The organism is Aquirufa nivalisilvae (genome assembly GCF_004307455.1).
GTDB classification, from domain to species: Bacteria; Bacteroidota; Bacteroidia; order Cytophagales; family Spirosomataceae; genus Aquirufa; species Aquirufa nivalisilvae.
The window spans coordinates 56,143-75,202 of record NZ_SEWX01000004.1; the positions used below are offsets into that span (position 1 = coordinate 56,143).

Annotated in this window: 18 protein-coding genes; 4 read left to right on the top strand and 14 right to left on the bottom strand. The window is 37.9% G+C overall.

Features of this window, described 5'->3' with window-relative positions:
* Positions 1 to 113 precede the first annotated feature (113 nt).
* From EWU22_RS06030 to EWU22_RS06045, 4 genes are read right to left on the bottom strand one after another with little or no spacing between them, the layout of a single operon-like run.
* A complete protein-coding gene (locus tag EWU22_RS06030; protein WP_130924836.1) occupies positions 114 to 1,241 on the bottom strand; it encodes an aspartate aminotransferase family protein in 1,128 nt (375 codons plus the stop codon).
* Between the two features lie 38 nt (positions 1,242 to 1,279).
* Complete coding sequence (argC, locus tag EWU22_RS06035; RefSeq protein WP_130924837.1) at positions 1,280 to 2,230, bottom strand: N-acetyl-gamma-glutamyl-phosphate reductase; 951 nt, start codon at positions 2,228 to 2,230, stop codon at positions 1,280 to 1,282.
* A gap of 1 nt (position 2,231) precedes the next feature.
* The gene (gene argG, locus EWU22_RS06040) at positions 2,232 to 3,425 is read right to left on the bottom strand and encodes an argininosuccinate synthase (RefSeq protein WP_109322436.1); all 1,194 of its coding nucleotides are present in this window, start codon (positions 3,423 to 3,425) and stop codon (positions 2,232 to 2,234) included.
* Between the two features lie 2 nt (positions 3,426 to 3,427).
* Complete coding sequence (locus EWU22_RS06045; RefSeq protein WP_130924838.1) at positions 3,428 to 4,093, bottom strand: GNAT family N-acetyltransferase; 666 nt, start codon at positions 4,091 to 4,093, stop codon at positions 3,428 to 3,430.
* 224 nt (positions 4,094 to 4,317) lie between these two features.
* Here EWU22_RS06045 and aat point away from each other — a divergent pair, with 224 nt between their 5' ends.
* Positions 4,318 to 4,929 (top strand): leucyl/phenylalanyl-tRNA--protein transferase, encoded by a 612-nt coding sequence (gene aat, locus EWU22_RS06050; RefSeq protein ID WP_130924839.1) that lies wholly within the window; start codon positions 4,318 to 4,320, stop codon positions 4,927 to 4,929.
* Between the two features lie 19 nt (positions 4,930 to 4,948).
* Here aat and EWU22_RS06055 read toward each other — a convergent pair whose 3' ends face one another.
* Positions 4,949 to 5,389 (bottom strand): hydrogenase, encoded by a 441-nt coding sequence (locus EWU22_RS06055; RefSeq protein ID WP_130924840.1) that lies wholly within the window; start codon positions 5,387 to 5,389, stop codon positions 4,949 to 4,951.
* Positions 5,390 to 5,552: 163 nt separating this feature from the next.
* On the opposite strand from EWU22_RS06055, the gene proB reads away from it, so the two are divergent.
* The gene (gene proB, locus EWU22_RS06060; RefSeq protein ID WP_109322440.1) at positions 5,553 to 6,581 is read left to right on the top strand and encodes a glutamate 5-kinase; all 1,029 of its coding nucleotides are present in this window, start codon (positions 5,553 to 5,555) and stop codon (positions 6,579 to 6,581) included.
* A gap of 8 nt (positions 6,582 to 6,589) precedes the next feature.
* Here the strand turns inward: proB and EWU22_RS06065 are convergent, their stop codons facing one another.
* The 9 genes from EWU22_RS06065 to EWU22_RS06105 all read right to left on the bottom strand — a co-directional run bounded on the left by EWU22_RS06065 (position 6,590) and on the right by EWU22_RS06105 (position 15,840).
* The gene (locus tag EWU22_RS06065) at positions 6,590 to 7,207 is read right to left on the bottom strand and encodes an L-2-amino-thiazoline-4-carboxylic acid hydrolase (protein WP_130924841.1); all 618 of its coding nucleotides are present in this window, start codon (positions 7,205 to 7,207) and stop codon (positions 6,590 to 6,592) included.
* A 30-nt stretch (positions 7,208 to 7,237) separates the two neighbouring features.
* Positions 7,238 to 7,537: a PAAR domain-containing protein gene (locus tag EWU22_RS06070; protein WP_130924842.1), complete on the bottom strand. Its 300-nt coding sequence runs from the start codon at positions 7,535 to 7,537 to the stop codon at positions 7,238 to 7,240.
* A 5-nt stretch (positions 7,538 to 7,542) separates the two neighbouring features.
* Entirely contained in the window at positions 7,543 to 7,938 is a 396-nt protein-coding gene (locus EWU22_RS06075) for a hypothetical protein (RefSeq protein WP_130924843.1), read from the bottom strand.
* Positions 7,939 to 8,020: 82 nt separating this feature from the next.
* Positions 8,021 to 8,584 (bottom strand): HPP family protein, encoded by a 564-nt coding sequence (locus EWU22_RS06080; RefSeq protein WP_317127102.1) that lies wholly within the window; start codon positions 8,582 to 8,584, stop codon positions 8,021 to 8,023.
* A gap of 145 nt (positions 8,585 to 8,729) precedes the next feature.
* Positions 8,730 to 10,253 carry a glycosyltransferase family 39 protein gene (locus EWU22_RS06085; protein WP_130924844.1) on the bottom strand — a complete coding sequence of 508 codons (1,524 nt, stop codon included), beginning with the start codon at positions 10,251 to 10,253 and terminating at the stop codon, positions 8,730 to 8,732.
* A gap of 56 nt (positions 10,254 to 10,309) precedes the next feature.
* The gene (locus EWU22_RS06090; RefSeq protein WP_130924845.1) at positions 10,310 to 10,966 is read right to left on the bottom strand and encodes a hypothetical protein; all 657 of its coding nucleotides are present in this window, start codon (positions 10,964 to 10,966) and stop codon (positions 10,310 to 10,312) included.
* Between the two features lie 181 nt (positions 10,967 to 11,147).
* Positions 11,148 to 11,705 carry a cupin domain-containing protein gene (locus EWU22_RS06095; protein WP_130924846.1) on the bottom strand — a complete coding sequence of 186 codons (558 nt, stop codon included), beginning with the start codon at positions 11,703 to 11,705 and terminating at the stop codon, positions 11,148 to 11,150.
* A gap of 160 nt (positions 11,706 to 11,865) precedes the next feature.
* Positions 11,866 to 15,228: a preprotein translocase subunit SecA gene (secA, locus tag EWU22_RS06100; RefSeq protein ID WP_130924847.1), complete on the bottom strand. Its 3,363-nt coding sequence runs from the start codon at positions 15,226 to 15,228 to the stop codon at positions 11,866 to 11,868.
* A 132-nt stretch (positions 15,229 to 15,360) separates the two neighbouring features.
* A complete protein-coding gene (locus tag EWU22_RS06105) occupies positions 15,361 to 15,840 on the bottom strand; it encodes a hypothetical protein (protein WP_130924848.1) in 480 nt (159 codons plus the stop codon).
* Between the two features lie 278 nt (positions 15,841 to 16,118).
* Here EWU22_RS06105 and EWU22_RS06110 point away from each other — a divergent pair, with 278 nt between their 5' ends.
* A complete protein-coding gene (locus EWU22_RS06110) occupies positions 16,119 to 17,489 on the top strand; it encodes a DUF1800 domain-containing protein (protein ID WP_130924849.1) in 1,371 nt (456 codons plus the stop codon).
* Between the two features lie 2 nt (positions 17,490 to 17,491).
* Positions 17,492 to 19,021, top strand: coding sequence for a DUF1501 domain-containing protein (locus EWU22_RS06115; protein WP_130924850.1), 1,530 nt, complete (start codon positions 17,492 to 17,494; stop codon positions 19,019 to 19,021).
* Positions 19,022 to 19,060 lie beyond the last annotated feature (39 nt).

A 19,060-nucleotide genomic window follows, 5' to 3' on the forward strand; every position in this document is an offset into this window, starting at 1 on the left:
ATAATATGTTGTTTAATGTCTTTTTCTATAGCCTTAGCCGTTCACAAAAGAAACGCAAAATAATCACATTTCTAATGAAAAAGCAAACCTTTATCAGAATGAGCCTCCGAAATTTAAGCTTTCAGGACTTGGGTCAAACTTTCTAAAAACTGATCTGCCACCTTTTGGTCAATAGCTAAACTTGGTAATAAACGCAATGTGTGCTTTCCAGCGTAGCCACAGAAGATATGGTGGTCAAATAATAAAGTATCGCGAATAGGTCCTACAGCTTGTTCGAATTCAATGCCAATCATCAATCCTTTTCCTCTTACTTCTTTTACTGAAGCAAATAAGCTTAATTGATCCATCAAATATTGACCGATTTTTGCTGCATTTTCAATTAGATTCTCCTCTTTGATGACATCCAAAACCGCATTTCCGGCAGCGCAGGCCATGTGATTGCCTCCAAATGTGGTACCTAAAAGTCCGTAACTTGCCTTGAAATGTGGGGCAATCAATACGCCACCCATAGGAAAACCATTTCCCATGCCCTTAGCGGTGGTCATCATATCTGGTTGAATGCCAGCATATTGGTGGGAGAAAAATTTACCAGAACGGCCATAGCCACACTGAACAGAATCCAATATTAATTGAGCACCAGTTTCATCACAACGTTTTCTTAATGCTTTCAAAAAGTCTGTTCCAGCCACTTGGATACCCCCTACACCTTGAATTCCTTCTACTATGACAGCTGCAGTTTCTTCCGTAATACCTTCCTCTAAGCCTTCAATTTGATTGAACGGTAAAAAGCTAACATGTGAAGTGTCATTGATAGGTGCTACAATGTTTGGATTGTCCGTTACGGCAACTGCACCAGCTGTACGACCGTGGAATGCATTTTTAAAAGCCACTACTTTTTTGCGTCCTGTATGAAAGGAAGCCAATTTCAATGCATTTTCATTGGATTCAGCGCCAGAATTAGTTAAGAATAATTGATAATCTGGATAGCCAGATAATTTCCCTAACTTTTCTGCTAATTCTTCTTGACCAGGAATGATGACAGAATTGGAATAAAAACCAATGTTCTGTAATTGTTCTGTCAATTTAGCTACATAATATGGATGTGAGTGTCCAATGGAAATCACCGCGTGACCTCCGTATAAATCCGTGTATGCTTGACCTTTTTTATCCCATAAAGTGATACCTTGTGCTTTGACAAGTTCAATAGGATAAAGTGGGTATACGTCAAATAATTTCATGATAAGCGTGTTTTTTGAATGAAAATCTAGGTAAGATTGGATTAAAAACCGATGGCTTTTAATCGTAGACCTTCATCTTCTTTCCAACCAAGCATGATATTCATGTTTTGCACAGCTTGTCCAGAAGCTCCTTTAATAAGGTTGTCGATGATGGAAGTTATCAACAATTGTCCTTGGTGGATTTCTAAGTGCAACAAGCATTTATTGGTATTAACCACTTGTTTTAAATCAATGCTGGCTTTTGAGACGAAGACGAAGGGGGAGGACTCATAGTAATTATTGTATAATTCCAAGGCCTCTTCTAGAGTACCTGTAAATGGAGTATATACATTGGCCATGATTCCCCGAGAGAAATTACCTCGATAAGGGACGAAATGGATCAAAGGAGCCTTTTTTCCAAAGGCTAATGTTTGACCTATTTCTGCCAGGTGTTGATGTGTGAAAGCTTTATAAATACTGATATTATTGTTTCTCCAAGAAAAATGACTTGTGTTTGATAGAGATTGGCCAGCTCCTGTGCTACCAGTGATAGCAGAAACGTGCACCTCCCCGATTATTTTTCCCGCTGCTGCCAAAGGCAATAGAGCTAATTCTATGGAAGTAGCGAAACAACCTGGATTAGCTATTTTTTGTGCAGTTTGAATTTTGGCTTTTTGAAATTCAGGAAGTCCATATACAAATCCATCTGATTCATCCCGGTAGTCGGTACTTAAGTCAATGATTTTGGTATGCCAAGGAATATCATTGGCTTCCAAGAATTTTTTAGATTCCCCATGGCCAGAGCATAGAAAAAGTACATCCACAGGTTTTAAGGTGTCCGTGAACTTGGCAAAAGTGCTACCTAATAAATCGGTATGCACATCCGAAACCAACTTGCCTGTTTGTGAATTAGAAAGAATACAAGTCAATTCCACATCCGGATGATTGACTAAAATCCGCAATAATTCACCTCCTGTGTACCCTGCTGCTCCTACAATTCCTATTTTAGCCATACTATTTTTCGTTTACCTTCCGGTGTATCATGGTTTGGTTGGAGACAATTTTCGAGAATCCTCTCACGTCATCACCCGTCCAAGCTTTATTCATTTCTCCATATGCACCAAATACAGAAGACATTAAATCGTATTTAGATTCAATACCTAGAATATGGAATTGATATGGGTTTAATTGTACGTGAACGGTACCTGTTACATTGCTTTGGGTATCTGCCAAGAATGTTTCAAAGTTGCGCATTACGGGCTCTAAAAACTGGCCTTCGTGCAATAAGGTTCCGTACATATCACCGATGTTTTGTTTCCAATACAATTGGTGTTTGGTCAAAATGTGTTTTTCTAAACTGTGGTGAGCCTTAATGATGATCAAAGGAGCAGGAGCTTCAAATCCTACACGACCTTTAATTCCAATGATGGTATCACCTACGTGGATATCTCTTCCAATGGCAAAGGATCCAGCTAATTCCGTTAATTCACGGATAGCCGCAACTTTTGAACTAGACTTTTTACCGTTGATTCCCACTAATTCACCTTGTTCAAACTCCAAACTTATTTTCTCAGGAGTAGTTTTAGTCAATTGAGTAGGCCACGCATCTTCAGGCAAATAACCATCAGAAGTCAACGTTTCTTTTCCACCAACTGAAGTGCCCCAAAGGCCTTTATTGATGGAATAGGCTGCTTTATGCCATTCTTGAACCACTCCTTTTGACTTTAAGAAGTCAATTTCAGCCTCACGAGAAAGTTGTAAATCACGAATTGGAGTAATGACTTCGCACTCAGGAGCTAAGATGCGGAATACCACATCGAAACGTACTTGGTCATTACCTGCACCTGTACTTCCATGTGCGATAGCTTTGGCACCTAATTTTTCAGCATATTTGGCTACAGCTGTAGCTTGAAATACTCGCTCAGCAGATACTGAAAGGGGATATGTATTGTTTTTTAAGACATTGCCATAAACTAAATAACGTAAGCAATCTTGGTAATACGAATCCACCACATCCAAAGTAACGTGCGAGCTTACCCCTAAAGCATAGGCTTTCGCTTCAATGGCTTTTAATTCCTCAGGAGAGAACCCACCAGTATCGACTAAAGCCGAGTGCACTTCCATGCCACGCTCTTCGGTTAAATATTTGACACAAAATGAGGTATCTAATCCTCCACTAAAGGCTAAAATTACTTTCGGCTTGCTCATGTTTATTTGGATTTCCCCTTCTTCTTAAAGGGCATTAATAATTTTTCTTTGATCTTTTTCAATTTGCTGAAATCAGCAATATTTTTTAGGAATAACCATTTTTCTTCGGAATCACCTAGAGACTTTTTGGTTGCATAAGGGTCGTAAATCATCCCCGTGCATAAACAGATTTTACGTTCAGTACGCGTTAAAATATCGTAATTGACGCAAGATTCACATCCTTTCCAGAAATTGTCATCAACAGGTAATTCTGAAAAAGTGGTAGGTTCATACCCCAAATCCGAATTGATTTTCATCACAGCAAGAGATGTGGTGATACCAATGATTTTAGCATCTGGATACCGTGTTCTGGATAGTTCAAATGCTTTTGCTTTGACAGCTTTGGCAACTCCATATTGACGGTAGGATGGATTAACGATTAATCCCGAATTGGCAACAAACTTACCGTGTTGCCAGGTTTCAATATAACAAAAGCCTACGAATGCTCCCGTGACGTCATCAGTAGCAATGATAGCTTTACCTTCAGACATTTTTTCTTGGAGGTATTCAGGCGTTCTTTTGGCAATACCCGTACCACGAGCTTTTGCCGATTCTGCCATTTCGTGGCAAATAGACTCTGCTAGGCCAAAATGGGCTTGACTAGCAACTTGAACAGTATAAGGATTCATTCTTAACGACGATAAAAATTAAACAATAGCATTCTTCAGGTCCCTAGGGGATCATACCCTAAAGATGTATCGTCGCCTTCGTCGGATAGGAGAAGTAAGATGTACGAATGATAATTTTATCTGCATTCTTTTTGTAAACCAGGAAGCTCGTCCTAAGTTTGTCCTAATTAGCTTGCAATTTCAGAAATTCAACGGGGAAATGCGAATAATCTCTTAATTATTTCATGGAAGAGGATAAACTATTATCAGTAGAACAATTAATTTATGCTTATGCCAAAGGTGTTTTTCCCATGGCAGATGAGGGTGAAATTCATTGGTATAGCCCAGATCCAAGGGCTATCATTCCCATTGATTCCTATAAGCCTGCGCAATCATTGAGGTCCGTCATCAATAAACACCTGTTCGAAATCCGTATTGATACCCAGTTTGAAGCAGTCATGCGTTTTTGTGCTGCACCAAGGTCTACTGATTCAGAAACTTGGATTTCAGAAGAAATCATTCAGGCTTATACCGAAATGTTTCAACGAGGTTTCGCCCATTCCGTGGAAGCATATCAAGATGATAAGCTAGTGGGTGGACTTTATGGCGTGGCTTTAGGTGGCGCCTATTTCGGAGAGTCTATGTTTAGTTTAGTACCTAATTCTTCTAAAGTCACATTCCATTATTTGATGGTTTTGCTGCGGGAACAAGGTTACTCTTTGTTGGATACTCAATTTATGAATGATAATGTACTTCGCTATGGAGCTATTGAAATCAGTCGAAAAGACTATAAAAGCCGATTAGCCAAGGCCCTCAAAAAAACGTGTACATTTAAATTGCCAAAGAATGATTATTAGTCATCAATGCTAATAAGTCTCAATTCTTATTTTGATTGACCAAACCTTTCATCACCAAAATACAAACTAAGAGCATGGCAATGCTTAGAGAAATCAATCCAAGTGTAATGATTGATTCAATCATTGGTCCTTGCTCCGTACCTCCAGCTATGGGTAATAATTTTCCAGCACCGGTAGCCGCCGCCAAACCAATAGTTAAGAAATTAATATATGTCCCAAAAACCGCTAATCGAAAGGTTGATTTTAACCAAAATGTAGATAGGGTTAATCGGTTCCAAATTAGACCTAATAGAATGAGAAACATGCCATTCATAACTCCTTCTAAATGAGAAGATAAGCCAATGCGAGGTTTGGCAAGAATGGGAATTAATAGTCCAATGACCAATCCTAAAAAGAACAAGAATACTCCTAAGAAAATTAATTTGTCGGCCTGTTGTTTACTAGATAGATTAGTTTTCATTTGATTGATAATGAGTAGGTTGAAAGAAGTTTTGGTAATTTAAACGGCTTCTGTATTATTTCAAAATTTAATTCTCTATTCCTAATTCCTCATTCTACATTCTCCATTCTACTTTCCTAAGAATGGATTCAATTGCTTAAATTGCAGGAATATTTCGTTCATTATGTCAAAACCTATACTTGTAATTAAATTCGGATCATCTTCCATCACGCATGCCAATGGGGATGTAAATGAGCAAACTTTGGAGAAAATTGCTTCGCAAGTAGCTCAGTTACAGCCTAATTTCCACATTGTTTTAGTATCAAGTGGGGCAGTCGCGGCTGGAAAATCGGTCTTTAAAAATTATAAGGGAAGCTTGTCTGAACGGAAGGCGGCTGCAGCTGTTGGAAATCCGATCTTGATTGCTAAATACAACGATTATTTCCAGAAATATGGTATTTCTATTGCTCAAAGCTTATGTGAAAGACATCATTTTTCTCAAAGAGGGCAGTTTTTGCAACTGAAAGAGACTTATCAAGAACTTTGGAAAAATGGGGTTATTCCTATTGCCAATGAAAATGATGTGGTGAGTAATGTGGAGTTGAAATTTTCGGATAATGATGAATTAGCGACTTTGATTGCAACGGGTTTTGGTGCTTCTAAATTGCTGATTTCAACCTCGGTAGGTGGACTTTTGGATGGAGAAGGAAAGATCATTCGACATGTCAAAGAAATAGATTCAGAGGTGTTAAGTGTGGTAAGTACCGATAAATCCAGTTCAGGATTGGGAGGGATGATTTCCAAATTGACCTTTACTCGGATGGCCACTAGATTAGGGATCAAAGTGGTGATATTTGGTTTAGATCAAGGAGAAGGGATTGTGGATGCGCTGAATGAAAAGATCGGAACGGTGTTTGAAGCCCAAGAAGCATCGCTTAATTCTCGACAAAAGTGGTTGGCCACTGGTTCATTGATTCGTGGTAAAGCCGTACTAGATAAAGGGGCCGTAAAAGCCATCTCACAACGCAAAAGTTTGCTTTCCGTAGGAGTGCTTGAGTTTCTTGGAGATTTCGAAAAAGGAGAGGTGATCGAATTGTTGGATATGAACAAAACTCCTGTGGCCATTGCTCGTGCCCGTTGTTCTCATTCAGAATTAATAAGCGCATCTAGCAGTCTAGAGGTGGCGCATGCAGATGATATCGTTCTTTGGTAAAAGGGAATTCATTTTTTCAATTTATACCTGAAATCACAAATAGGAGCACCTTGAGCAATAGTCCCTTGTCGGAACATCTCCAATCCTGCCAAACTAGTAGTCATGTGGTCCACTTCACATAAAATGGACATAAATCGGGTATAATTTTGTTTTTGAAATTGCTTACAAATGCCGCATTCAAGTATATCAATACCATACCCTAAACCGTGAGTGGCGTTTTTGTCGGTAATGATTCGTGCCACAAATCCATCGGGATGGCCAGGTTTTTCTACTTCTTTTTTTAAGTTTTGAATTAATAATTTCCCCAACCACGTTTGAACGAAATACGAAGGCCACTTTTTGATGAGCCGTTGGAAACTATTTTTGGGTTGGACGAAATCATTAGCAATTAGTAGACATACTTGACGAATCTGTTCATAGCTTTCGCCTTTTTCGTCCAAGCATTGGATCATAGCCAAAAAATAAGCGCTAAAGGATAATCTTTTATCGATTGGGTTCTTGGAAGTCGCTAAACTTGTATCATATATTTCTGTATATAATTGATCCATCCTAGCAAGCATTTCACCCGCTTCTTGTTGGTAATGGGTGACCAATGTGGGTAAAAAATAAGGATGAAAAGCTTTCATCAGAAGGAGGATTTTTGATATAAATGAATTTTAATCTCCAATTATTACCGTTGGAAGCCCTAGAGCAATACTACCACCATGACTAGTTTTATCCCCCATTCTCGCGGCAGGACGTCCACCAATAAAGACAGTTTGACTCCCACTAATGATGCTATCAGGTTCTCCAACGCATACAGCCATATCTCCAACACATGCCGCTGGAAGGCTTCCAATTAAAACCGTTGGACAACCTGGCCCAATTATAGGTCCACCTACATGAGGAATGGGAGGAATACCTGACGTTATCATTGGACATACGTGAACGTCGGTAATTCTGGCAGCTAACGACATATCTATTAATTTATATTGACTATAGCACCTTTCACTTTGGTTTGTCCTGATGCGGACAGTTCAGCACTAGCTGCACCTGAAGCCGTAAAACTAGCATCTGCTCTTTGCTCAATGTTTAATGCTTGAGTGCTTACATTCATCTCGGCTTTAAGGTCAATATTGGAAATAGCTTTCAAATGAATATTTAAGCCAGAAATAGAGATGTCCCCATGACTTTCTAGCTGAATCCCATTCCTGTTCATGGTGATACTGTTTTGGAATTGATCACTCAATTTCAACACATTTAATTGATCATTTAATTCAATGATGTTGCCCTTAGGTGTTGAGATCAAAATACTTCCTGTCGTATCATCAAAGGAAACTTTTAGTTGACCATCAGTTACGATGTTATGTGGATTCATGCTGGATATTTTCGGGTATTGGGGGAATGTTTTCTCAACAAGTATAAATAATATTTCTATAAGTCGTTAGAATACTTTTGAATTAGCGAATTTTTCTAAAAGTTATTTGATTGAAAATCATTCGAATAGCATTTCTAACTCGCCGACTACTTGGATAGTGTCTATTGGGGCTTAGGTTATTAAAAATTAGTGCAATGAACAATAAGGTTGTAGCTCCTGTAAGTACAGGGAAGAGAACATAAAAATAACCAAGTGCTTTGATTTTAGCGGAGCCTGTCACTGCAATCAAGGCAGTAGCTCCACCAGGAGGATGCAGCGTTTTGGTTATTTGCATAGCTACGATGGATAATCCTACAGCTAATGGACCGGTTAACCAGATGATGTCGGGTAATAATCGATAAATACTAACTCCCAAAATGGCTGATATAAAATGACCGCCTACCAGATTTCTAGGTTGTGCGAGTGGACTTTGTATAGCACCAAAAATCAATACGCTGGATGCTGCAAATGATCCAATTAAAAAGACATTTTCATTTTCATTCAGAATTTGCTTTTGGCAAAAAGCTATGATTCCAACTCCTAAAAAGGCACCTAAAAAGGATAGGAAATTTTCTTTTTGATCAATCAGCGTTTCCTTGTAAATCACATATTTGGAAATTCTAATTCCCCTTTTAATTTTTCGTTTAACAACCTTAGGCATAATGTATTTAATGGTTTTGTTTCTTGGATTTCATCATCAATCTGAAGCAAATGACTTGGAGAATCCATTTTTAGAATAACTATCGAAATGTTTATTCTAGGTATAACGCTTCCGCGACCTCATCGCTTACCCGTCGATTTATATTGATTTTGGCATTTTTTAATACATAAATGGAAACCTTATGTTCTCTAGCTAATGGATTACTTCTTACTCCAGCCAAATATAAGGTGTCAAAAAAAGGTCTTTCCTCTGTTCGGCGAGGATCTTCATCATCATACTCTTTGACCAAGATCACATGTTTCATGGGTTTATCTAAAGGAATCCATCGGGCATAGTCGGCATTCATAGAATATGCTACAATCGATTTGTTTTTTGTATAATAATTTATGGCACCAGCCTGGCCATAATTATCACATAAGATAATGGTGCTATCTAAACTAGCTGGTGGGAGAGTGGATACAACCGAATCTAATTTTTGAGCTAATTCCTTCCATCCTAGCATATCAGCAAAATCCTGAGGTAAGTGGTGGTCTTTGCCATCTTCCCAATGAAGAAGCCCCAATTTTTGATAAGGTGCCGGATTTTGAATGATAAGCTTGGCCGATTTGTTGGGAAAAACATACAAATACATAGGTATAAATGCTAGGCAGGGTAATGCTAAAGCTATGATTTGCATATATTTTTTCCATCCAAATTGTAGGACAAAAGCTATGTAGACAGAACCAAATGATAGATAGATGGGATATAGTCCGATGGCATAATAATCTTTGGCTTTAAAATAGGTGAAGATGGCCAACGTGAAAATCAAGTTCCAGAATAGAAATCGAAATTTTTTAAATGGTGGATAAACCAATAATGACCACATTGAAGCAATGAGTACAAAAAAGGAACCAACAAAAAACAGGATCTGGGAAGATAGGAAGTCCCAACGGTTGACATGAACTAGTTGAATCTTTGATAACAGTTTCATGTGATGAATTACCGGGAAATGATGTTGGTATTGCCAAACTAAGTTGGGTAGAATAATCAATAACCCTAAGCTCAATGCCACATAAAAACGTTTTTGAGCCAATATTTTCCTGTGTTCAGATAACAAGATGGCGGGTAAAATGCCCAAAATGAGAAATATGATATTGTATTTGTTCAAAAATCCCAATGCCCATACAATAGCCAAATAGTATAACCATTTGGATTGATCTGTTTGAATAAATCGAATGAGCAGGTAGTAACAGGTTGTCCAGGCCAAAACATCAAAAGAATTGGGCTGAAAAAGTGTATTTAAGCGGAGAATGGCAGAAAGAAGTACCGAAATGGCACCTAAATACAAAGCAAAATGCCTACCCCCTAATGATTCGATGGTCTTCCAAACGACAACGATAGTTAATGCTCCAAATAACGCAGGAAAGAATTGAATCCAAAACGCTTGATTGCCTAATTGTAATATGAGCCAGGATACCCAAGATGTGAATGGTGGCACCGACATATATCCCCAAGCCAAATGATGTGCCTGATCAAGATGTAAATATTCATCCCTTTGTAAATCATAGCTGGAATCTATGAGTGAATATTGAAGAATGAATTTGATTAAAATGAAAAGGTATAGGCTATATTTCATAAAATAATTGGAGACAAGCATATTTCTAATGATTGATCCAATATTAAAAGTGAAAATTAATTAATGTCCTGATCTACTTTATTTTCCAACCACGTATATTTTTCTCTTATTTTTCCGTCTTCGGAATTACGAAATTTTTTAATTAGTGAATGTAAATTTGATACACAAATTGAGTTGTTTTTATTGTTTATTAATTCTCCAATGAAATCGATGTAGAATTCATTATCAACATCGTCAAGTTTGATATATCTAAAATTATTAAAGAAATCTATATAGGTGGTTGTTCTATTTCCAATTGTATGTAATTCTAATTCATATAAACTTTTATCAACAATTATTCGGGGATATTTTGCCTTCTTTTTCTCCAGTTCTACAGCCTCGACTAGTGCTGGACCAAATATGTTTTTTTCGAGATGAAGAACTTCACCAAATACTATGGAACCTCGAGCCAGAAGATTGTATTCTAACAATTTAATTAGAATCTTAACTACAATTCCCAATTGAGATGGAGCATTTCTTTTAAATTTTATTGTAATAACAAAGCTGTCTGAAAAATGAATTATTGGAATATAATCATTTGAATTTTCATTTATTAAAATATTTAATTCATCGAATAGAGATTTAATCTCATCAGAGCTTAGAATTTTATCCTTTACAGCGTCAGCAAAGCCAAGTATATCGAAGAAACAAACTATTCTTTTTTCGTATGTCATTGATTGGTTTTAAAATGAAGCAGTGAAAAATGTAGTTGTAGGCATGTATATTCTAAAGCATATTTACTTTTCTTTCAAAGTTCTTTTATCAATTTGTTGGACAATATAGGTCAAATTTTAATCGTTAACGCAACGCTGGCAAGGTTCCGAACCTTGACAGCGTTAGAAAAGCGTTAATTAATTATTTATTTATCCCGCAATATTCTGCATACAAAGCCTTTACGCCAAATAACTTAGCAATAGGGCCCACTACATTCATAAGGAAATTTTGAACTGGGATTGGAATACCCGCCACGTAACTTTTACTAGCTATGTATTTCGACGTGACTAATTGTTGAATCAGCCCAAACTTGCCACCTTTTACTTGATGATCGATGGTATAGTTAATCAAGTTTTCAATGAAGTAATCGAAATCTAATGCAGGACTTACTGTCTGAATAAATTCCACAGGTTCATCATGATTATTGAAATGATTGTGCACTTCATTTTTGGCTAAGACAATACTATCTCCAGCTTGTAATACCTGGGATTTGCCCTCATGTAGAACAGTAAGTTGACCACTTAAAACCGTAAAGTGTTCATCTTGAAGCATATGCAAATGCATAGGTACCAATTGCCCCTTGGTCTTAACGGTCATTTTGATGCTAACTCGTTCTCCTTGGCTATCCTGGGCAGTTTCTAAAAACTCATAGACGTCCCCTTTGATCGGGTCAGTTAGAACTTGATGTTTGAATGGCATTTTGAATAGGTCTTAAAATAGGTTTAACAAAGAATAGAAAGATTTAAATTAGATATTTGTTTAACTATCTATGTATTTTTATTAGAATAAAAAATGGTTAGTTATAAAGCTCAATATTGCGCCTACAACTAACCACTTTCAATTTAATGCAAATCAATACCTAAGCGATCACTACCGCCTCTCCACTCTCAACATCCTGCTCTATGGTTTTATATTTGACATTTTCCTTGATAGAACCATCTCGGTATTGAACAGTCACTCGTTGATTACGGTCAGCAATTTTTATAGCCTGGCGTGGCGCAATTCGCTCTTCACTGCGTGAGCTAGGGTCGTGGTATTCCTGCTGTTCTTCAGCTTGTCCCCCAGCTAAGCCACCCAATAGAGAGGAAATAGCCTCATCTTTACTTAATTGTAATTTCGGAGCCTTCTCCTTTTTAACTTGTTGCGCTTGATTCGTCTGTTGAATTTCAGGAATTTCAGCTTTTAACACGAAACTAATCGTGTCCACATTCACTCGAGAAACAAAGCGTTGGAATAAATTAACCGCTTCAAATTTATAGATCAATAATGGATCCTTTTGCTCAAATACAGCATTTTGAACGGATTGTTTCAAGTCGTCCATTTCACGTAAATGCTCTTTCCATTCTTGGTCAATCAAGGTCAATGTAATGAATTTCTCCATCTCTTTGACCACTTCTTTTCCTTGTGAATCGATTGTTTTTTGAGCATCTACCACTACACCTGTTACCCAGTTTCCATTGGTTATTGGTACCTGAATACCTGAGTAACCTTGACGTAAAGCTTCTTGAGCTACTTGGATAACTTGTTGAGCGATACCCTCATTTTTACTCTTATAATGATCCTCTGCAGCTAAGAATAAACGTTCAATCTTCACTTCTGGAGATAATCGATTGAAATCTTCTTCAGCAAATGGAGGCTCAATACCCAATAAATCAATCACTTTTAATTCTAATTCGCCGTATGTGGTATATTGACCTACCAAATCTTGGCAAACATCAAACATCGTATTGATAATATCCAACGATAAACGCTCTCCTAAAAGGGCGTTTTGACGACGTTTGTAAATGGCATTTCTTTGGTAATTCATCACATCATCGTATTCCAATAGTCGCTTACGAATACCAAAGTTGTTTTCCTCAACCTTCTTTTGTGCTCTTTCAATGGACGAAGTAATCATCGAATGTTGAATCACTTCTCCTTCTTCCATGCCCAAACGATCCATTACTTTCGCTATACGGTCTGAACCAAATAAACGCATTAAATTATCTTCAAGAGATACAAAGAACTGAGAAGAACCCACGTCTCCTTGACGTCCCGCACGACCACGCAACTGTCTGTCGACACGCCTCGATTCATGTCTTTCTGTACCAATAATGGCCAAACCGCCAGCGGCTTTCGACTCAGGACTTAACTTAATGTCCGTTCCACGTCCAGCCATGTTGGTTGCAATGGTGACCTTGCCTGATTGTCCTGCTTCAGCAACAATCTCCGCTTCACGTGCATGTTGTTTTGCATTCAATACATTGTGAGGAATCTTACGAATCGTCAACAATCGACTAATCAATTCCGAGTTTTCAACGGAGGTAGTACCCACTAAAACGGGACGACCTTGATTGACTAATTCTTGAATTTCTTCAGCAACGGCATTGTATTTTTCACGAACAGTACGGTATACTTTATCTTCCGCATCTTTTCTTTGTATCACTCGATTTGTAGGAATCGAAACAACATCCAATTTGTAAATTGTCCAAAACTCACCTGCCTCTGTTTCGGCTGTACCCGTCATACCACCTAATTTATGGTACATACGGAAGTAATTTTGTAAGGTGATCGTGGCATAAGTTTGTGAAGCATCTTCCACATTGACACCTTCTTTTGCTTCAATTGCTTGATGTAAACCATCAGAATAACGGCGACCTTCCATCACACGCCCGGTTTGCTCATCAACAATTTTCACTTTACCATCTACAATGATGTATTCTGTATCTTTCTCAAATAGGGCATAAGCCTTTAACAATTGATTTACCGTATGAATACGGCTCGCTTTGTCATTGTACTCACGAATCAACTGTTCTTTTTGAGATAAACGTTCAGCATCTGATAACTCTTTATTTTTCTCAATTTTATTTAAATCAATGGACAAGTCAGGTAATACAAAGAAATTAGGATCCTCCGTGTTGCCACTCATGAACTCCAATCCTTTTTCCGTTAATTCAACTTGATTGTTTTTTTCCTCAATAGTAAATAACAAAGGAGAATCCGCTTGTGGCATCAATTTTTGATTTTCTGCCAAATAGATGGATTCTGTTTCATGAAGCAATTGCTTGTTTCCTGATTCTGATAAAAATTTGATCAATGGTTTAGACTTAGGTAAACCACGAAAGGCTCTGAATAATGCCAATCCGCCTTCTTTTTTATCACCCGAAGTAATTTGTTTTTTAGCTTCCACTAAGAAATTTTGCACAATTTGCTTTTGTGCTTCTACTAATTTCTGAACACGTGGATTAAATGTGTCAAACTCTTGCTCATCTCCACGGGGGATAGGGCCAGAAATGATTAAAGGTGTACGAGCATCATCAATCAAAACGGAGTCAACCTCATCCACCATCGCAAAATGATGGGGTCTTTGTACCTGATCCTCTAAGCTACGAGCCATGTTATCACGCAAATAATCAAAGCCAAACTCATTGTTGGTACCATAAGTGATATCCGCTGCATAAGCATGTCTACGCTCTTCTGTATTAGGCTCGTGCTTGTCGATACAATCCACTCTCAAACCATGGAATTCAAATAAAGGAGCATTCCATTCGGAGTCACGTTTGGCCAAATAATCATTGACAGTGACGATATGAACACCACGACCAGCCAAGGCATTTAAATAAGTAGGAAGCGTAGAAACCAATGTTTTACCCTCTCCCGTACCCATTTCAGAGATTTTTCCTTGGTGCAACACGATACCTCCAATCAATTGGACATCGTAATGAATCATATCCCAAGTAATGGTATTGCCCGCAGCATCCCATTGATTAGCCCAGATAGCTTTATCGCCATCTATCTTAACATTTGCCTTTTTAGAGGCAATGAATTTATCTTCGATGGTTGCTTGAACGACCAATTGTTTATTCTCGGTAAATCGACGCGCCGTTTCTTTTACTACCGCAAATGCCTCTGGTAGTATCTCGTTCAATACTACTTCTAATTGTTTATTGCGCTCTAGATTTAATTTATCAATTTCTAGGAAAAACTTTTCTTTGGCATCAATGTCCTCTGTAGCTTGTCCTTGTGTATGTAATGTATTTATCTGTGCATCTATATCAGCCAAAAATGCCTGAATACGAGCTTTGAAGTCAACCGATTTTTGACGTAACTCATCGTCTGAGATGTGACTCAATCGGGCGTACTCCTCTTTTATTTTATCGACTATCGGCATCAATGCTTTGATGTCTCTTTCCGACTTGGTTCCAAATATTTTGGTTACTGTTTTGCTGAAGATGGATAACATTGTATAGAATGTGTGCCTACCTAGGCTATTTTAAAATTGAATATGCAATTTACCAATTAATCTCTAAAAAACGCTAAAATTAACGCAAGCGATAGTAAGCCGCGTTTATTTGCGATATATTCAGTTAGAGAATCAGGGAAGAAATCGAATCTTGATTGTGGTGTCAAGCTTAGAAAAGCGTGTGACCAAAACATCCAAAGAACCGGGTGTTTTTTTGAGCCTTTGTGGAACGGCTACTTGGTCAAAAAATACGGGATCTGCCTTATGTAAATCCAATTTACGTCTTGTCCCATCTTTTTGTTTTACAACCAAAATATAATGAACATCATTGGGGTTAGTGGCATCTGTGAATTTTTTACGAATAGAGCCATCTAAATCTAAATCCAGGATCTCACTTTCGGTATCATACATTTTTTCTGCCCATAGATTTGGCAAAAACATTTGGGCAAGTAATCCTAATGTTCCAACGATGAAAACCAGTTTAGTGAAATTTTTACCTCCCCAATCTACTTGATCCCCTTGGCCCGAATTACCACTTCCTAAATTGCCGAATAAAGGCATTTTCAACTTTTTACGTGGAGCTCTACGGGGTGGGGTATAACCTTGTGACATATTTAAACGATTATTCTCGCAAATCAAGTGATTTTTTTTCGTTTCTGATGGTAAAATTTCCATCTCAAATCCAAAATAAAATTTTGAGTAACTTTTCAACAACGGAAACTTACCTCGATAAGTTCCCGAATCAGAATTCAAATAGAAAAATGACAAGTAATTTTATCAATAAATTGATAATTAGCGTCAATTGGTTTATTATTACGTGCTACTTTAAGCTTATCTATTCTCAACGTATTTCATAGTTATTTGAAATACATTATAAAAACAGGAATGCTATGTTAACTTGGAATACCACCCATGTTTCGCATTTACTTTCACGTGTGTTATTTGGCTATTCGAAATCGGATTTAGAACGGGCCATGGGATATGGGAATTTCAATGATTTATTAGATTTAGCTATTTTAAAGGATATATCCATCCCTGCTCCACCTGATACCTGGGTAGACTTAGTGCCTGAGCAAGCTCAATTAGATAAAAATTTAGTGGGGCCATGGTTTTTACAATTAACCAAGTGGTGGTATAGTCGTATGCTGGGCGAATCTCTCAGTATGCAAGAGAAAATGGTTTTATTCCTACACAATCATTTTTCAAATGAAAGGCAAAAGGTCAATTATCCCCAATACGTATATAAGCAGAATCAATTATTGAGAAATTATGCTTTTGGTGATTTTAAACAATTGGTCAAAGATATTAGTATAGATCCTTCCATGTTAATTTATTTGGATGGAAATAATAGTCGGGGTACTGCACCCAACGAAAATTATGCTCGAGAGGTGATGGAATTATTCACTTTGGGCATAGGTAATTACACAGAGACTGATATCAAGCAAGCAGCAAGAGTGTTTTCTGGATGGCAAGTAAGAGGATTGATATCTGTTTTTGATGCTACGCGCTGGTATAAAGAAGCAAGTCTAATTGTTTTGGGTAAAACAGCGAAGTTTGATAATAATAGTCTTATTGATCATATTTTCACGCAAACTGCTGCCTCCGAATTCATTTGTCGGAAAATCTACAAGGAATTTGTCTATTACAAAGCAGATGAAGTATTTGTTAAAAAAATGGCAGCCGTATTAAGACAAAACAATTTTGTTTTAAAGCCATTATTAAAATTCTTATTCACCTCAGAGGAGTTTTATAAACCTGAAATCTTGGCAGCCAAGATTAAAAGTCCAACGGAGTTAATCGTGGGATCCGCCAAACAATTGGAGCTTAAAAATCCCGATTTACAAAATTGGTATGATATGGCTATCATACTTCAAATGCAACTTTTTCAACCACCTAATGTGGCCGGTTGGGAAGGTCAACGAGATTGGATAAGTTCCACGACCTATTCCTACCGAGCAGGATTTACGGATTCGCTATTGAGTGGAAAGAGGTATAATGGAGTGACTGTTACTGGAAAATTAGACCCCATCGCTTTTGCTAGGTTGTCATCCAATGCAGAAAAACCCAAGGAGTTTGTCGAAGAAATGGTCAAATTATTCATTCGATTCCCTCTAACAGAAGCTAGAAAAGCATTTTTATTGGAAGTGCTTTTGGATGGTACTATTGCGGCCAATTGGTCCACATACACGCCCAATGCAGACGCTCGAATTAATAAGTTTTTGAAAGCAATGATGCGCTTACCTGAATATCAATTGGCATAAAAATGAAAAAAGAACTAAGCCGTCAGCAGTTTTTACGCCAAATGGCTCTACTTAGTGGTGGGGTGACTTGGGGATTGGGCTCTTTCACAGGAAAGGCATTTGGTGCTACGCCTTATGCCCAAGCAGCTCGTGGGAAAGTACTAGTTATCATACAATTGAACGGAGGAAATGATGGACTAAATACCATCATTCCAGCGGAGGATGATAATTATTTTACTAAAAGGCCTGATATATCGATAAAAAAAGAAGACGCTCTTCCCTTGTCCAATGGCATGTACATGAATCCTGCTATGGCGAGTATGAAGTCTTTGTACGACAAAGGTTTGGTGGCCATTACGCAAAGTGTAGGATATGCTAATCCCAACCGTTCCCATTTTAGAGCTACCGATATTTGGAATACTGGATCTGACGCAACGACAGTTTGGGATGAAGGCTGGGCCGGTCGTTTTTTGGAAATGCAATATCCGGATTATCCCATTCAACTACCCAAAGACCCTATGGCCATTCAGTTGGGTTCGGTGGAATCTCTGTTATTCCAAACAGATGTAGGTCGGGTAGGGACGGTATTCGAGGACCCTAATTTATTTTATCAATTGGTCTCAGGAACTTTAGCTGATTCCGAATTACCGCCTGCCACTTTAGCTGGAGATGAGTTGGCCTTTTTAAAGCAGATTGCTAGTTCATCCCTACAATATTCCACGGTTATTAGGGATGCGGCTAATAAAGCAAAAAATGCCTATACTTATCCCAATACCAATTTAGCCAAGCAATTGAGTATTGTAGCTCGTTTGGTGGCTGGAGGTTTAGAGACGCCCGTTTACCTAGCCAATATTGGCGGATTTGATACCCATGCAAATCAAAAAACGCAGCATGCCAATTTATGGAAAACAATTTCTGAGGCGGTTTCTGCATTTCAAAATGATATGACCAATCAAGGTTTGGCAGATGCGATTACTGTGATGACTTTTTCAGAATTTGGGAGGAGAGTGAATCAAAATGGAACCCAAGGTACAGATCATGGAACTGCGGCTCCCATGCTATTTATTGGAAATAATGTAAGGGGAGGATTGATTGGAGCTAATCCTAGTTTGACTAATTTGGATAGTAATGGTGATTTAAGATACAATTTTGATTACCGTCAAATTTATAGTACTGTTTTGAGAGATCATTTGGGATTAGATGCGTTCAAAACGCAGGAATTATTTAAACAGACCTTTGAACGAGTACCTATTTTTAAGAATTCACCAGATGCCTTACCTGATACTTTGGGAATGGAAATCAATTCACCAATGCCTAATCCTGTGACGAATTTTACGGTCATTCAATATGCCGTTTATAAACCCGTATTAGATATAAAAATTACGTTGTTTGATTTACAAGGAAAAGAGATCAAGACACTCTATCGTGGTACACGAACTCCGGGCACTTATCAATTGACTTTGAATGCATTAGGCTTATCACCTGGTATTTATTTGGTGCATATGGCAAGTACTTCTGGGCTTTCCATGTACAAAAGGATGCTTGTTCAATAAGGGGTCAAATTTTAATACAAGCCATAATTTTGTATATTC

Coding starts and splice junctions, on each gene's coding strand:
- argC (WP_130924837.1), bottom strand. CDS start 2,230: ATGGCTAAAATAGGAATTGTAGGAGCAGCAGGGTACACAGGAGGTGAA.
- argG (WP_109322436.1), bottom strand. CDS start 3,425: ATGAGCAAGCCGAAAGTAATTTTAGCCTTTAGTGGAGGATTAGATACC.
- EWU22_RS06045 (WP_130924838.1), bottom strand. CDS start 4,093: ATGAATCCTTATACTGTTCAAGTTGCTAGTCAAGCCCATTTTGGCCTA.
- aat (WP_130924839.1), top strand. CDS start 4,318: ATGGAAGAGGATAAACTATTATCAGTAGAACAATTAATTTATGCTTAT.
- EWU22_RS06055 (WP_130924840.1), bottom strand. CDS start 5,389: ATGAAAACTAATCTATCTAGTAAACAACAGGCCGACAAATTAATTTTC.
- proB (WP_109322440.1), top strand. CDS start 5,553: ATGTCAAAACCTATACTTGTAATTAAATTCGGATCATCTTCCATCACG.
- EWU22_RS06065 (WP_130924841.1), bottom strand. CDS start 7,207: ATGAAAGCTTTTCATCCTTATTTTTTACCCACATTGGTCACCCATTAC.
- EWU22_RS06070 (WP_130924842.1), bottom strand. CDS start 7,537: ATGTCGTTAGCTGCCAGAATTACCGACGTTCACGTATGTCCAATGATA.
- EWU22_RS06075 (WP_130924843.1), bottom strand. CDS start 7,938: ATGAATCCACATAACATCGTAACTGATGGTCAACTAAAAGTTTCCTTT.
- EWU22_RS06085 (WP_130924844.1), bottom strand. CDS start 10,253: ATGAAATATAGCCTATACCTTTTCATTTTAATCAAATTCATTCTTCAA.
- EWU22_RS06090 (WP_130924845.1), bottom strand. CDS start 10,966: ATGACATACGAAAAAAGAATAGTTTGTTTCTTCGATATACTTGGCTTT.
- EWU22_RS06095 (WP_130924846.1), bottom strand. CDS start 11,705: ATGCCATTCAAACATCAAGTTCTAACTGACCCGATCAAAGGGGACGTC.
- secA (WP_130924847.1), bottom strand. CDS start 15,228: ATGTTATCCATCTTCAGCAAAACAGTAACCAAAATATTTGGAACCAAG.
- EWU22_RS06105 (WP_130924848.1), bottom strand. CDS start 15,840: ATGTCACAAGGTTATACCCCACCCCGTAGAGCTCCACGTAAAAAGTTG.
- EWU22_RS06110 (WP_130924849.1), top strand. CDS start 16,119: ATGTTAACTTGGAATACCACCCATGTTTCGCATTTACTTTCACGTGTG.
- EWU22_RS06115 (WP_130924850.1), top strand. CDS start 17,492: ATGAAAAAAGAACTAAGCCGTCAGCAGTTTTTACGCCAAATGGCTCTA.